This is a genomic window from Streptomyces sp. NPDC001002, from assembly GCF_053599215.1.
This window is the reverse complement of the sequence record NZ_JBSFLV010000063.1, coordinates 14,504-27,962: the sequence shown is the minus strand read 5'-3', so window position 1 is coordinate 27,962 and position 13,459 is coordinate 14,504. Positions and strand designations below refer to the sequence as shown.

The following is a 13,459-nucleotide window of genomic DNA, read 5'->3' as shown; positions in this document are numbered from 1 at the left end:
GCGTTCCATCACACGCCCGTGACATTTGTTTCGGAACGCGGATCGTCCGCTCCGAACTTTCCCGTCCGGCGCGTCCTCTCACAGGTTGACCACAGAGGACGCGACGGATGGGGAAGCAATGTCGAATCTCACGCGACGGGGAATGCTCGGGGTCGGTGCGGGCGCCGTGGCCACACTGGGGCTCGCGGGATGCGGCTCGATGACGTCGGACCCCTTCAGCGCCTCCGGAGGTGCCGGCGGGACCAAGAACGGCGGCACCAAGAAGCCGACGACCCACCCCGTCCGCCCCCTCGGTGACGGCTCGACCTCCTTCACCGGCAAGCAGCCCCATCAGCCCGCCAGGCCCGAGCCGTTGGAGCCCGGCCAGACCCCGCCCCAGTTCGTGATCTTCTCCTGGGACGGCGCCGGCGAGGTCGGCAACGGCCTCTTCCCGCGCTTCCTCGACCTGGCGAAGCAGCACGGCGCGTCCATGACCTTCTTCCTCTCCGGCCTGTATCTGCTGCCCGAGTCGAAGAAGCGCCTCTACAACCCGCCGAACAACCCGCAGGGCGCCTCCGACATCGGCTACCTCACCGACGAGCACGTCAAGGCCACGCTGACCAACGTCCGGCGCGCCTGGCTCGAAGGGCACGAGATCGGCACCCACTTCAACGGCCACTTCTGCGGCGGCAACGGCACCGTCGGCAACTGGACGCCCCAGCAGTGGAAGAGCGAGATCGACCAGGCGAAGTCCTTCGTGAAGGAGTGGCGCACCAACACCGGGTGGACCGATCTGCCCAGCCTGCCCTTCGACTACGAGAAGGAACTCGTCGGCGGTCGTACGCCCTGTCTGCTCGGTCAGGACAACCTGCTGCCCACGGCCAAGGAACTCGGCTGGCGCTACGACGCCTCCTCGCCCGGCGGCCGCCAGGTCTGGCCCACGAAGAGGCAGGGCGTGTGGGACCTGCCGCTGCAGGCGGTGCCGTTCCCCGGGCACAGCTTCGAGGTCCTGTCGATGGACTACAACATGCTCGCCAACCAGTCCGTCAACTCGACCAACGCGCCCTCCTACAACTACCCGGGCTGGCGCACCCAGGCCGCGCAGGCCTACATATCGGGCTTCAAGCGGGCCTACGAGAGCAACCGCGCGCCCTTCTTCATCGGCAACCACTTCGAGCAGTGGAACGGCGGCATCTACATGGACGCCGTCGAGGAGGCGTTCAAGTACATCGCCCGGGAGAAGGAGAAGGGCGAGGACGTACGCATGGTCTCCTTCCGGCAGTTCGCCGACTGGATGGACGTGCAGAAGCCCGAGGTGCTGGAGCAGTTGCGCACCCTCGATGTCGGGCAGGCGCCGGCCAGTGGCTGGAAGAACTTCATCACCGCTCCCTCGGGCACCCCGTCCTCGAACAAGGCCGCCTGAAATGCGGGTTTCCGCCCGCAAGGCGCCTGTGAGGGGGGTGGGCAAGATCCCCAGAACGGGCATGCGAAACTTTTCACATGAGTGCCGCCAGCCGCGCCCCCCTGTGCTCGAACCGTAGCCGTGCCACCGCGATCGGCGCTGTGGCCGCAGCTGCCGCGCTGACCCTGTCCGCGTGCGGTTCCGGCGGCACCTCCGGCGGAGGCGGTGACACCAACTTCGTCATGGGCAAGGACGGCATCTCCACCGCAGAGCAGGGCAAGCGGGCCGACGCGCCCGATCTGTCCGGCAAGACCGTCGACGGCAAGCAGCTCGACGTCGCCTCCTACCAGGGCAAGATCGTCGTACTGAACGTGTGGGGCTCCTGGTGCGCCCCCTGCCGCGCCGAGGCACCGAACCTGGAGAAGGTCTACCAGGACCTCCAGGCCAAGGGCGTCCAGTTCGTCGGCATCAACACCCGGGACACCAAGACCTCCAGCGCCGCCGCCTTCGAGAAGCAGCAGGGCATCACCTTCCCCAGCCTGTACGACCCGACGGGCAAGCTGATGCTGCGCTTCAAGAAGGGCACGCTCAACCCGCAGGCCATCCCCTCCACGCTCGTCCTCGACCGGGAAGGGAAGATCGCCGCCCGCTCGCTGGCCGCGCTCAGCGAGGACAAGCTGCGCAAGATGATCGACCCGGTCCTCGCGGAGAAGTGACGTGAGCGCGGTCACCTCGGGCGCGAGCGCGGTCAGCACGCTCGCCGCGACCGGATACAACGGCACGGTCCTCAACGGCGCCCTCCTCGTAGCCCTGCCCGTCGCCCTGCTCGGCGGCCTCGTCTCCTTCTTCTCCCCGTGCGTCCTGCCGCTGGTCCCCGGTTATCTCTCGTACGTCACCGGGGTCACCGGCACCGACCTCGCCGAGGCCAGACGCGGCCGGATGGTCGCCGGTGCCTCCCTCTTCGTCCTCGGCTTCACCGCCGTGTTCGTGTCCAGCGGCGCCCTGTTCGGCTACTTCGGCGACACCCTCCAGGACAACAAGGGCGTCCTGTCGAAGGTGTTGGGCTCGCTCATGATCCTCATGGGCGTCTTCTTCATGGGTCTGATGCCCTGGATGACCCAGCGCGAGTTCCGCTTCCACCGGCGGCCCGTGGCCGGTCTGGCCGGCGCCCCGGTCCTGGGCGCGCTGTTCGGTATCGGCTGGACGCCCTGCATCGGTCCGACCCTCGCGTCCGTGCTCGCGCTGTCCTCGCAGCAGTCGAGCGCCGGCCGTGGCGCCATACTGACCGTCGCCTACTGTCTCGGCCTCGGCGTGCCCTTCGTGCTCGCCGCGGTCGCCTTCCGCAAGGCTCTGGGCGCCTTCGGCTGGGTCAAGCGCCACTATGTCTGGGTGATGCGGATCGGCGGCACGATGATGATCGTGACCGGTCTGCTGCTGGTCACCGGCGCCTGGGACAGTCTCGTGCAGGACATGCAGTCCTGGTCCGCCGGCTTCACTGTGGGGATCTGATCGATGAGCACGCCTTCCAAGACCCGGCCCGGCGCGAACTCCGAGCGCCCCGACGAGGACCTCGGCGCCGCCGGCTCCCAGCTGTCCACCGCGCCCAAGGAGGAGCTGCCCAACCTGCCCTCCCTCGGCGTCATCGGCTGGGCCCGCTGGTTCTGGCGCCAGCTCACCTCGATGCGGGTCGCGCTGCTGCTGCTCCTGCTGGTGTCGCTCGGCGCGATCCCCGGCTCGCTGATCCCGCAGAGCGGCACCGACGAGACCAAGGTCGCCGACTTCCGCAAGACGCACACCTTCGTCGCGCCGATCTACGACAAGCTCGGGCTCTTCCACGTCTACAGCTCGGTGTGGTTCTCCGCGATCTACATCCTGCTGTTCGTCTCCCTCATCGGCTGCATCATTCCGCGCACCTGGCAGTTCGTCGGCCAGCTGCGCGGCCGGCCGCCGGGCGCGCCCAAGCGGCTGACCCGGCTGCCCGCCTACACGACCTGGCGCACCGAGGCCGAGCCCGAGCAGGTCCGCGAGGCCGCGCTCACCCTGCTGAAGAAGCGGCGCTTCCGCGCCCACCTCGCCGGTGACGCCGTCGCCGCAGAGAAGGGCTATCTGCGCGAAATCGGCAACCTCGCCTTCCACATCGCCCTCATCGTGATGCTGACCGCCTTCGCCTGGGGCCAGCTCTTCAAGTCCGAGGGCAACAAACTCGTCGTCGAGGGCGACGGCTTCTCCAACACCCTCATCTCCTACGACGACTTCAAGTCCGGCAACCTCTTCAGCTCCGACGACCTGGTGCCGTTCAGCTTCAACCTGGACAAGTTCACCGGCACCTACGAGACCAGCGGCCCCAACAAGGGCACACCGCGCACCTACCAGGCGGCCATCACCTACAGCGAGGGCGCCTACGGCAAGGACCACAAGACCCTCGTCAAGGTCAACGAACCGCTGACCATCGGCGACGCGAAGGTCTACCTCACCGCCCACGGCTACGCCCCCGTCATCACCGTCCGCGACGGCAAGGGCAACGTCGTCTACGACGACGCCGTGGCCATGCTCCCGCTCGACTCCAACGTCACCTCCACCGGCGTGGTCAAGGTCCTCGACGGCTACAAGAACGCCAAGGGCGTCACCGAACAGCTGGGTGTCTCGGCTTTCTTCCTGCCCACCTACACCAAGGGCAGCGAGACCGCCTCCACCTTCCCGGCACTGAACAACCCGGTGCTCAACCTGACGCCGTACCACGGCGACCTCGGCATCGACTCCGGCATCCCGCAGAGCGTGTACCAGCTCGACAAGTCGCACGTGAAGGAGTTCAAGGACGCCAAGGGCGCCCAGCTCCGGGAGAACCTGAAGCCCGGCGAGACCATGCAACTCCCGAACGGCGCCGGGTCGATCACCTACACCGGCACCAAGCAGTGGGCCAACTTCCAGGTCGTCCAGCAGCCCGGCACCGACTGGGCGCTCGCCGCCGCCCTCACCGCGATCTTCGGCCTCGCCGCCTCCCTGTTCATCCAGCGCCGCCGGGTCTGGGTGCGCGCGACCCAGGGCGCCGACGGCGTCACCGTCGTCGAGATGGCCGGCCTCGGCCGCAGCGAGTCCGCCAAGCTGCCCGAGGAACTCGGCGACCTCGCCGGGATCCTGTACGACCAGACGCCGGGGCCGCCCGAACCCCCGTCCGGTGACGGCGACCGTGCCGTCGCCGACTCCGCAGACCAAGACCCCACCACCCCCGAACCCGAAGCCGTACCTGCCGAAGGGGCTGAGACGTGACTCTCGCCGCCGGAACCGAGTTGGCCACCGCGACCAACGAACACCTCGCGAACATCAGCAACACGCTGATCTACTCCGCGATGGCCGTCTACACGCTGGCCTTCTTCGCGTACATCGCCGAATGGCTCTTCGGCAGCCGCAGCCGGGTCGGCCGCACGGCCGCCGCGCTCACACCGGAGGCCAAGGCCGCCGCCAAGGGCCGCCCGGCCGTGACCGTGCAGCAGGCCGGCGGTACCGCCGTGCTGGAGCGGCCCACCGTCGTCGTACGCTCCGCCGCCGGTGCGCGGGACGTGCCGGACGGGCCCGGGGCGCACGGCGGGGACGCGCAGGGTGATCTCTACGGTCGTATCGCCGTGTCCCTCACCGTGCTCGCCTTCCTCGTGCAGCTCGCCGGGGTGCTCGCTCGTGCGGCCTCGGTGGAGCGGGCGCCGTGGGGCAACATGTACGAGTTCAACATCACGTTCTCCACCGTCGCCGTGGCCGTGTACCTCACGCTGCTCGCGCTGAAGAAGAACGTCCGCTGGCTCGGCCTGTTCCTGATCACGACGGTCCTCCTCGATCTCGGCATCGCCGTCACTGTCTTGTACACCGCCAGCGACCAGTTGGTTCCCGCCCTTCACTCGTACTGGCTGTACATCCACGTCTCCACCGCCATCCTGTGCGGCGCGGTCTTCTACGTGGGCGCGGTCGGCACGGTCCTCTACCTGTTCAAGGACTCCTACGAGACCAAGCTGGAGAACGGCGGCAAGCCCGGCACCTTCGCCACCTCCGTCATGGAGCGGCTGCCCGCGTCCTCGTCCCTGGACAAGTTCTCCTACCGCGTCAACGCGGCCGTCTTCCCGCTGTGGACGTTCACGATCATCGCGGGCGCGATCTGGGCCGAGTCCGCGTGGGGCCGCTACTGGGGCTGGGACCCGAAGGAGACCTGGGCGTTCATCACCTGGGTCGCCTACGCCTGCTACCTGCACGCCCGCGCCACGGCCGGCTGGAAGGGCCGCAAGGCCGCGTACCTCGCGCTGCTCGCGTTCGGCTGCTGGCTGTTCAACTACTACGGCGTCAACATCTTCGTCTCGGGCAAGCACTCGTACGCGGGCGTCTGACCGCGGCGGCTGCTTCGCGAAGCGGGCGGGGAGTGCCTAGGACGACGGGGGCAGGCACTCCTTGCCCGGCGGTTTGCCCTCCGGCCAGGCGATCCTGACGAAGCGTGAGTCGCCCTCGGGCGTGAGTTCCACGATCGGCACGGCCTTGTCGTACGGGTTGCCGTGCACGTCCAGGCAGATCCAGCCGCTCGCCCCGCTCACCCGCAGCGAGCCCTTGACCTGCGGCCACTGAAGTCCCACGTCCGCGAGCGGCGGTGCCGTGCGGCCGTCCGGCGTCGCCTCGCGGATGCCGTGCACGACCAGGTTCATGGCGTCGTAGCCGATGATCAACTGGCCGTCGTCCAGGGCGACCGAGCCGATCGGCCCGACCGGTGCCCGCCCGCTCCTGGCCAGCAGATCGCTCAGCACCTTCGCGTCCCGCGCCGAACCGCCCGTCTTCGCGGTGTCCTTCGCCCAGGCGTCCGGGTGGGCGAGGGAGGTGTAGCGGACCGAGAGATTGTGCTGGAGGGCGCTGCGGTCCAGGGCCTTCTCGCCGGTCAGGTAGGAGCCCTCGTCGCCGGTCAGCAGCGTGAACTTCCGGTCCTGGCAGCCGCGTCCGCCCAGCGCGTTGATGAACTGCCGCAACTGGGTGTGCCGTCCGGCGAACAGGATCGTGTCCGTCTCCTTCGAGGTGTCGCACACGAGGTGGGTGATCTGCCGGAAGGTGTTGGCGGTCGTGCCCTCCTGGGTACGGTCGGCGGGCGGGGTGAACGGCTGCGGCTCGTACGGCGAACCCTTGATCAGCTTCGCGAACGACGCCTGGAGCGTGCGGGTGTAGGGGTCGCCCGGCTTGTCGTACACCAGCAGCGCCCGCCCGGCGCTGACCTTGGCGAAGGAGGCGAGGGCGCGGGCCTCGTCCGTGTTGGTCGGGGAGACGCGGGCCAGTCCGGGGAACGGGTCCTTGCCGTCCTGTCCGTTCGCGAGGTCGTCGGCGGTGATCGACGAGCCGACCACCGGGATGCCCCGCCGGGTCAGTTCGGCCACGGCCTTCTTGTTGTTGTCGGTGCTCATGCCGACACCGGCGACCGCCCGCAGCCGGTCGGCGCTCCTCGTCATCGGCTCCAACTGGTCCACCAGCTGCTTCCAGTGCTCACTGGTCGCCCCCGGGTTGGCGAGCACCAACCGGATCGCCGGGGACTGCCCGTTGGCCGCGTGATTGGCCTCCCACTGCGCCAAGTAGGCGCCCTGCAGCTCGTGTTGGATGTCGCTCAGGGTGGAGGGGGTGGACGCCGTGTACGGCAGCATCAGGGCGACGGTGACATAGGAGCCTGGCTTGAGCGAGTCGTTCTCCCGGTCGATCGCCCGCGCCGCGTCCCGGAGTTGGGGCCGCCCGAAGTCGTACGCCGTCGTCGAGACGCCCACGCAGTCGTCGCTGTCCTCCGGGTGGGCCACCCCGGGGGCGCACGCGCGGTCGTCGTGCGTCAGCGCCCGGACGGCGAAGACCAGGCCCACCACCAGCGCAACGCTCACCGCCACCGCCAGATACCGGCGCAGCGGAATCGCCCACACACCCTCCCGCAGCCACGTCCCGAAGCCTCCGCCGGCCAACACGCCACCCCCTCGTCATCGGCCTCGTCGTCGTCCGGCACCCGCAGGGACCGGCCCGCCGCCGCGTCCTCCGCCCAGTCCCGCGAGGCCCGCCACAGCAGCGCGTTGCCGGCCGGGCGCAGGTTGGACAGCTGCTCCAGTTCGAACCGCAGCCGGTCGGCCACCTTCGGGTCGGGCAGCGCGAGCGGGTCGGTCAGCCGCCACACCGCGTGCAGCAACCGCCGTACCCGCAGATGCAGTACGCCGTCCACGCCGGCCGGCGGCGGATGCCCGGCGTCCGTGCGGCCGAGGGCCACATCGGCGCGGCGGTCGTCGCGGCCGGTGAAGTCGTGGCCGTCGGCGTCGTGCGCGTGGAAGTAGGGCGCCGAAGCGATGAAGCGCAGGGAGCGCAGCCAGGTGGCGGCGGGCAGGGTGGGGAAGGTGTCCCGCAGGTAGGCGACCGCCGACTCTGCGTCGCCCAGGGCGAGTTCGTGGTGCAGTCGGTAGCGGGCGCGGACGGGATCGTCACTGCCGCTCCCGGAGCCGTCCCCCTCGCCGTCCTCAGGCGGCGCGTAGTGCGCGATCAGTGTCTCGTGCGCCGTACGCCACTGGCCGTGGTCCGTGTCGCGGTGGTGCAGGGCGAGCAGCAGCAGGGTGCGGACGAAGGCGTCGCCGACGAACTGGCCCGGCACTTCGGGCAGTCCCTCGCGGGCGAGGCGGGTCTGCAGGGAGCGGATGTCCGCCGGGCCGAAATCGTCCGGGAGGAGGGCCTCGGCGAGCGCCGCCGCCGAGTCGTGGTCGTGGGCGGCGGCCAGCACCGTCAACTCCTCGCGGCGGTCGGCGGGTACGAGCCGGGCGAGGAGTTCCAGGTAGGTCGGCGCTCCGTCGCTCTCCTCGTGCGGGCGGACGTCCGCGGTGAGCAACTCGCCCAGCGAGGCGGCCTCGGGGAGGTTCTGCGCGGCCGACTCGGCGAGCAGGGTGATGCCGAGCGGGTTGCCGCCGGTCAAGCGGTGGGTGGCGTGCGGGAGTTGGGGCGGCACCGGGAGGTCCGCGCAGGCCGCGCCGACGATGTGCAGGGTGTCGTCGGGGCTGAGCGGCGGCAGCGCCACCAGCAGCGCCCGCGAGGTGGGCGCCGCCTGATCGGGCGTCCAGCTGCTGCGCCGGGTCACCTCGGGCAGCGCCCTGCGCACCGCGTTGCGCAGGGCCGGGCGGCCGTCGCCGCGCAGGGCGCCGATGAAGACGACCTGGTCGGCGATGCCGTCGGCGCGGTCGCGCAGGACGGCGTCGGTGAGCCCCGGGCCGGACACGGACTGGGCGTTGTCGATCAGCACCAGCGGCCGGCCAAGGCGCTGCATCCGCGGCAGCATTCCGGCGTACGCCTCCGTGAGGTCGGCGAGCAGGGCGCGCACCAGGTGGCGCTCGGCGTGCTCGCGGGAGGTGCCGCCGGCCCTGAAGTGGCCGGAGAGCAGCATGAGTCCGCGCCGGGCGTTGCCGGCGGCGTTCGGGTAGTCGCGGTACCAGGTCGCGGCCTTGGCGTGCCGCCGGTGCACGAAGCTGTCGGAGAAGGACTCCAGGGTCGCCTCGATGGACGCGGAGACCAGCGGCCCGGTGCCGGTCGCGGCGGCTACCACGTTCGCGGCGACCCGCCCCGCCCACCGCCCGGCGAACCCGGCGATCCACGAACCGCCCTCGTTCAGCAGCAGGATCCGCTCCACCTCGCGCCGGATCCGCTCCGAGTCGGCGTCGCTCCAGCCCCCGGCGGCCACCGCGACCAGGCCCGACATCAGCCGCGGGAACACGATCCGCCCCGCGCCGGTCACCGGCTCCGCCAACTGCTCCGCGATCACCAACAGCGCCTGCGACACCGGCGACCAGGCCTCGGCGGGCCGCCCGCCCGACGGCGCCGCGAACTCGGGGCTCGCGCAGTCGATCAGTGCGACCGGGGTGTGCCCCTTGTAGGCGGCCCGTAACTCGTCGAGGACCGCGGTCTTGCCGAGGCCCCGCGCGCCGGTCAGCAGGACGAACGGAAGCTCGCGCCGATGCTCGTACGGCGTGGTGCGGTGCTGGTGCGGGCGCAGACCGACAAGCCGCGGAGCGAGACCGGCCGGATCGGCGTCGAAGAGCGCGCCGCGCCCGTGCAACCGTCTGCCCACCGCACCGCTCCCCCCGGAGGTGTCCCCAACTCAAGAGTAAGGAGGGTGAGTTGGTTCGGACTAGATCGCGTGGTGACCGTTGGGTTACGAAAAGTGGCGACCGGCCCCGCGCCGACCCCTCGCCGGGCGCCGTCAGTTTCAGCAGCCGGTTCAGTCGACGGTGATCGAGTCCAGCTTCTCCCGCAGGTAGACGTGCGAGTCCACGGCCTCGTACGCCACCCGCCCCACCGGCGCGGGCACGGACTCCACCAGCGTCCCCGGGGTGCACTCTCCGAAGTAGACGAGGGACATCAGCTCCTCGGCGGGCGCGTCCGCGGGCGGCGGCAGCACGCGGTGCCGGCCAGAGCGCCAGCGGTCGCCGGTCCAACGGGCCATCAGGTCACCGATGTTGATGGTGAAGGCCTCGGGATCGAACGGCGCGTCCTCCCACCCGCCCTCGTCGGTGAAGACCTGCAACCCGCCCTTGCCCGCCTGCCGGTCGAGGATCGTCACGGTCCCGAAGTCGGTGTGCGGCCCGATCCGGAACTGCCCAGGCTCCGGATCCCCGACGACCTCCACCCCCGGATACCAGTTGATGTTGAAGCCGTAGGTCGGATGGTCCATGTGCCGGGAGAAGAAGTCGGGTTCGAGCCCGAGGGCATCGCCGAGCAGCACCAACAGCTGCTTCTCCAGCTCGCCCATCCGGTCGAGGTACTCCTCGCACAGCGCCTGCAACCCCGGCACCTCACCGGGCCACACATTGGGCGCGTACCACTCCGCGTTGATCACCGGGTCCGCGAAGGGCCGGTGGGTGGCGAAGGTCAGCGACTCCTTCAGATCGGGCGGGGTCTCGGTCCCCTCCGAATACCCGTTGGCCTCGGCCCCGGGCCCGAGCCACCCCCGCCCGCCGACCTTGGCGGAGTAGGGCTCCTTGACGTCGGCAGGGAGGGCGAAGAAGGCACGGGCGGCCTCCCGGATCCGCGACCGTAGCCCCGGGTCCACACCGTGCCCGGTGACCAGCAGGAACCCGGCGGTCTGGAGGGCCTCGTCGACGGTACGGGCGATGTCCTTGCGGGTCTGCTCGTCCCCGGTCAGCCAGGGCCGCAGGTCGATGGTCGGAATACGCGGGGCGGAGGTGTCACTCACCGATGTCCTCGTTCCAGAGTGCCGGGTTGTTCTTGATGAAGTCGCGCATCAGCGTGATGCACTCGGAGTCGTCGAGGACGACGATCTCCACGCCGTGCTCGGCCAGCCAGTCGTGGCCGCCGTGGAAGGTGGCGGCCTCGCCGACCACGACCCGCGAGATGCCGAACTGGCGGACCAGACCGCTGCAGTACCAGCACGGCGAGAGGGTCGTGACCATGGTGGTGTTCCGGTACGACCGCTGCCGTCCCGCCGCGCGGAACGCCGCCGTCTCCGCGTGCATCGAGGGGTCGTCGTCCTGGACGCGCAGGTTGTGGCCGCGCCCGAGGAGGGTGCCGTCGGCTCCGTAGAGCGCGGCGCCGATCGGGATGCCGCCCTCGGCGAGCCCCGCGCGGGCCTCCTCGACGGCGGTGGCGAGCCAGGTCCGCGCCTGTGCCTGATCCATGAGCTCCATGGTTCTCACTCTCCAGTGGCCGAAACACGAGGGCAACGTGCGGAAAGTACTCTCCGGACATCCCGCCCCCGGACGAACTGTCCACGCCCCTGGAGGAGCCCGTGCCCGCACTCACCCTCCGTGAGGTCCTGGACCTCGATCCCGTACGGGCCGCCGAGCCCGAGCTGCTGGCCGGCGAGAGCGCCCTGGACCGCCCGGTGCGCTGGGTGCATTCGAGTGAGGTCTACGAGGGCGCCAACTTCCTGGACGGCGGCGAACTGCTGCTCACCAACGGTTTCGGCCTGATGGACGCCGAGGAGGAGGACCGGCGGCGGTACGTCCGTGAGGTGGCCGCCCGCGGCGCCGCCGGGCTCGCGGTGGAGATCGGCCGCTCCCTGCCGAGCATGCCGCCCGAGGTGACCGACGAGGCCCGCCGTCTGGGTCTGCCCCTGCTGGCCATGCGCCGGGTCGTGCCCTTCGTACGCATCACGGAGGCCGCCAACCGGGCGATCGTGGCGCGCGGTCTGTCCGGGCGGTCGGTGGTACGTCCGTGGGGCGACGACCATACGGCGGCCCTGCTCGCCGACCTGGCCGACCGGGCCGCCCTGAACCAGCCCGAGGTGGAGGCGCGGTCGGCACTCGCCGGGTTCCATCCGGGGCCGGGGGCGCGGCTGATCGGCGTATCGCTGCACGGGACGCGCGAGGTGGGGGCGGTGGACCGGGCGGTACGGCTGCTGGGCGGGGCGGGCGCGCTGCGGGCCGCGTTCCCCGGTGACGTGCTGGCCCTGCTCGCCCTCCCCGGCACCCGCGCCGGCGACCCCATCCGCGCCGTCCAGGACGCCTTCCGCACGGCCGCCGAACCGGGGCTCACGGTCGCTGTCGGGCACGCGGTCGCGGGCGCCAGCGGCTGGCTGCGCTGGAGCGACACGCTGCGGGCGGCCCGTACGACGCTGGAGCTGGCGCTCACCGTGCCGGCCGCCGAGCCCGGCGTCCCCGACGGCCCGCTGGTCACCTCCGCCCGCGCGCTCGCCCTGGAACGGGAGCTGACCCGCGGCGGTGTCGACGCCAACCGCGACCGCCTCGCCCGCCTGGTCCAGCACACCCTGGGCCCCCTCCTGGCCTGGGAGGCGGCCCACCCCAGCGACCTCGTCCGCACCCTGGAGGTCCACCTCCGCCACGGCTGCTCCCCGACCCGCACGGCCACCCTCCTCCACATCGGCCGCCAGTCCCTCTACCAACGCCTGGAACGCATCGAGTCGTTGCTGGGCCTGGAGATCGACGACCCTGATCTGCTAGGGGAGTTGCTGGCGGCGGCCTGTGCGCATCGGGTGGTGCGGGGGACGGGGGCTGGGGTGGTGCGGGGGTTGCGGACGGTGGCCTGATGGCGGCCTGACGGTGGGTCAGCGCAGAGTGACCCGGCTCGGGCCGTTGAACGGGGCGTACGACGTCACCGTGTCGGGCGTGCGCAGGGTGTCGTCCTTCGTGAACAGCTCGCGGGCGGCGGTGAGGGAGACCTCGCCGCTGACGACCGGGGCGACACGGTCGTAGAACTGCCGGGCGGGTTCCGGGAGTTGGCCGCCGGGTTCCTTTTCCTCCGCTCCCTCGGGCTCGCCCCACACGTCCCACAGCAGCGTCTCCACCTTGTTGAGCGCGGCCAGGTCCAGGCGGATGTTGCCGGCGACGAACCACTCGCCCCAGAAGGGGCCTTCGTGCGGTGGGTGGAGGCCGAAGGTCTCCTGGTCGGCCCTGCCCTCCCGGATCGCCTGCCAGGCCTCGCCCGCTACGAGGAAGCGGTCGCGGGGTACGTCCATCGGGTCGAAGTCGATCTTCCAGTGGGCGGTCACGAAGGGGTCGGCGAGTTGGGCGTCGGCCAGTAGCCAGCCGCGCCGGGTGTCCCAGTACTCGGTGACCACGTGGTCGAAGTGGAAGGGGGCGGGGTCGGCGGAGCCGCCCGAGGCGAAGTAGTCGGCGAAGCCGGAGCGGATGCGGGCCGGGACGCCGATGTGGCGCAGGAACGAGCAGTGCAGGAGCGAGAAGTCCCGGCAGGTGCCGACGAACCGGTCACCGGGCGTGCGCCGTTGGCCGAGGGGTGCGCTGTCGCGCTCGACGACGATCCGCAGGATGTCGTCGATGTAGCGGGTCTCGGCGTCGTTGTGCAGGCGGTCCGTGGGGTGGGTGTGGGCGAAGAGGTCGCCCTCCAGGCGGTGGATCACCAAGTCCCGGGAGATGCGGGCGAGTTCGGCGGGGTCGCGGGGTATGTCGGCGTAGAGGTGGGCCAGTTCGCCGGGGTCGGAGAACGTGCTCTGGGTCGCGTGGAAGTCGAGGGGCATGTCGCGTCACGCTGTCAAAATTCGGGGCGAATTGTCCAGAGGGTGGTCATGGCGACGGGGGCGGAGGCCGACGACGGGTCGGTGGGCGACTAACCTGTGCCGATCAC

Annotated in this window: 11 protein-coding genes; 6 read left to right on the top strand and 5 right to left on the bottom strand. The window is 70.8% G+C overall.

Features of this window, described 5'->3' with window-relative positions; translation table 11 throughout:
• The first annotated feature begins 118 nt into the window (after window positions 1–118).
• From ACWDR3_RS26715 to ccsB, 5 genes are all read left to right on the top strand, one after another.
• Complete coding sequence (locus tag ACWDR3_RS26715) at window positions 119–1,402, top strand: hypothetical protein (RefSeq protein WP_450355114.1); 1,284 nt, start codon at window positions 119–121, stop codon at window positions 1,400–1,402.
• 77 nt (window positions 1,403–1,479) lie between these two features.
• Complete coding sequence (locus ACWDR3_RS26710) at window positions 1,480–2,097, top strand: TlpA family protein disulfide reductase (protein ID WP_450355113.1); 618 nt, start codon at window positions 1,480–1,482, stop codon at window positions 2,095–2,097.
• 1 nt (window position 2,098) lies between these two features.
• A complete protein-coding gene (locus ACWDR3_RS26705; protein ID WP_450355112.1) occupies window positions 2,099–2,890 on the top strand; it encodes a cytochrome c biogenesis CcdA family protein in 792 nt (263 codons plus the stop codon).
• Window positions 2,891–2,893: 3 nt separating this feature from the next.
• Entirely contained in the window at window positions 2,894–4,648 is a 1,755-nt protein-coding gene (resB, locus tag ACWDR3_RS26700; RefSeq protein WP_450355111.1) for a cytochrome c biogenesis protein ResB, read from the top strand.
• Window positions 4,645–5,748, top strand: coding sequence for a c-type cytochrome biogenesis protein CcsB (gene ccsB / locus ACWDR3_RS26695; RefSeq protein ID WP_450355110.1), 1,104 nt, complete (start codon window positions 4,645–4,647; stop codon window positions 5,746–5,748). Before resB ends, ccsB begins: the two co-directional genes overlap by 4 nt.
• Window positions 5,749–5,784: 36 nt before the next feature.
• Here the strand turns inward: ccsB and ACWDR3_RS26690 are convergent, their stop codons facing one another.
• The 4 genes from ACWDR3_RS26690 to ACWDR3_RS26675 all read right to left on the bottom strand — a co-directional run bounded on the left by ACWDR3_RS26690 (window position 5,785) and on the right by ACWDR3_RS26675 (window position 11,043).
• Window positions 5,785–7,335, bottom strand: a complete 1,551-nt coding sequence (locus ACWDR3_RS26690) for a hypothetical protein (protein WP_450355126.1) — start codon at window positions 7,333–7,335, stop codon at window positions 5,785–5,787.
• Entirely contained in the window at window positions 7,254–9,467 is a 2,214-nt protein-coding gene (locus tag ACWDR3_RS26685; RefSeq protein ID WP_450355109.1) for a hypothetical protein, read from the bottom strand. The genes ACWDR3_RS26690 and ACWDR3_RS26685 overlap by 82 nt, the downstream gene beginning before the upstream one ends.
• Before the next feature lie 150 nt (window positions 9,468–9,617).
• The gene (locus ACWDR3_RS26680; protein WP_450355108.1) at window positions 9,618–10,592 is read right to left on the bottom strand and encodes an isopenicillin N synthase family dioxygenase; all 975 of its coding nucleotides are present in this window, start codon (window positions 10,590–10,592) and stop codon (window positions 9,618–9,620) included.
• Window positions 10,585–11,043: a nucleoside deaminase gene (locus ACWDR3_RS26675; RefSeq protein ID WP_450355107.1), complete on the bottom strand. Its 459-nt coding sequence runs from the start codon at window positions 11,041–11,043 to the stop codon at window positions 10,585–10,587. The genes ACWDR3_RS26680 and ACWDR3_RS26675 overlap by 8 nt, the downstream gene beginning before the upstream one ends.
• 101 nt (window positions 11,044–11,144) lie before the next feature.
• On the opposite strand from ACWDR3_RS26675, the gene ACWDR3_RS26670 reads away from it, so the two are divergent.
• Window positions 11,145–12,404 carry a PucR family transcriptional regulator gene (locus tag ACWDR3_RS26670; RefSeq protein WP_450355106.1) on the top strand — a complete coding sequence of 420 codons (1,260 nt, stop codon included), beginning with the start codon at window positions 11,145–11,147 and terminating at the stop codon, window positions 12,402–12,404.
• 18 nt (window positions 12,405–12,422) lie between these two features.
• Here ACWDR3_RS26670 and ACWDR3_RS26665 read toward each other — a convergent pair whose 3' ends face one another.
• Entirely contained in the window at window positions 12,423–13,352 is a 930-nt protein-coding gene (locus ACWDR3_RS26665; RefSeq protein ID WP_450355105.1) for a transglutaminase-like domain-containing protein, read from the bottom strand.
• Between the last annotated feature and the right edge of the window lie 107 nt (window positions 13,353–13,459).

Bases quoted from the DNA above. Each gene is read 5' to 3' on its own strand.
- ACWDR3_RS26715 (WP_450355114.1), top strand. From the start codon at position 119: ATGTCGAATCTCACGCGACGGGGAATGCTCGGGGTCGGTGCGGGCGCC.
- ACWDR3_RS26710 (WP_450355113.1), top strand. From the start codon at position 1,480: ATGAGTGCCGCCAGCCGCGCCCCCCTGTGCTCGAACCGTAGCCGTGCC.
- resB (WP_450355111.1), top strand. From the start codon at position 2,894: ATGAGCACGCCTTCCAAGACCCGGCCCGGCGCGAACTCCGAGCGCCCC.
- ACWDR3_RS26675 (WP_450355107.1), bottom strand. From the start codon at position 11,043: ATGGAGCTCATGGATCAGGCACAGGCGCGGACCTGGCTCGCCACCGCC.
- ACWDR3_RS26665 (WP_450355105.1), bottom strand. From the start codon at position 13,352: ATGCCCCTCGACTTCCACGCGACCCAGAGCACGTTCTCCGACCCCGGC.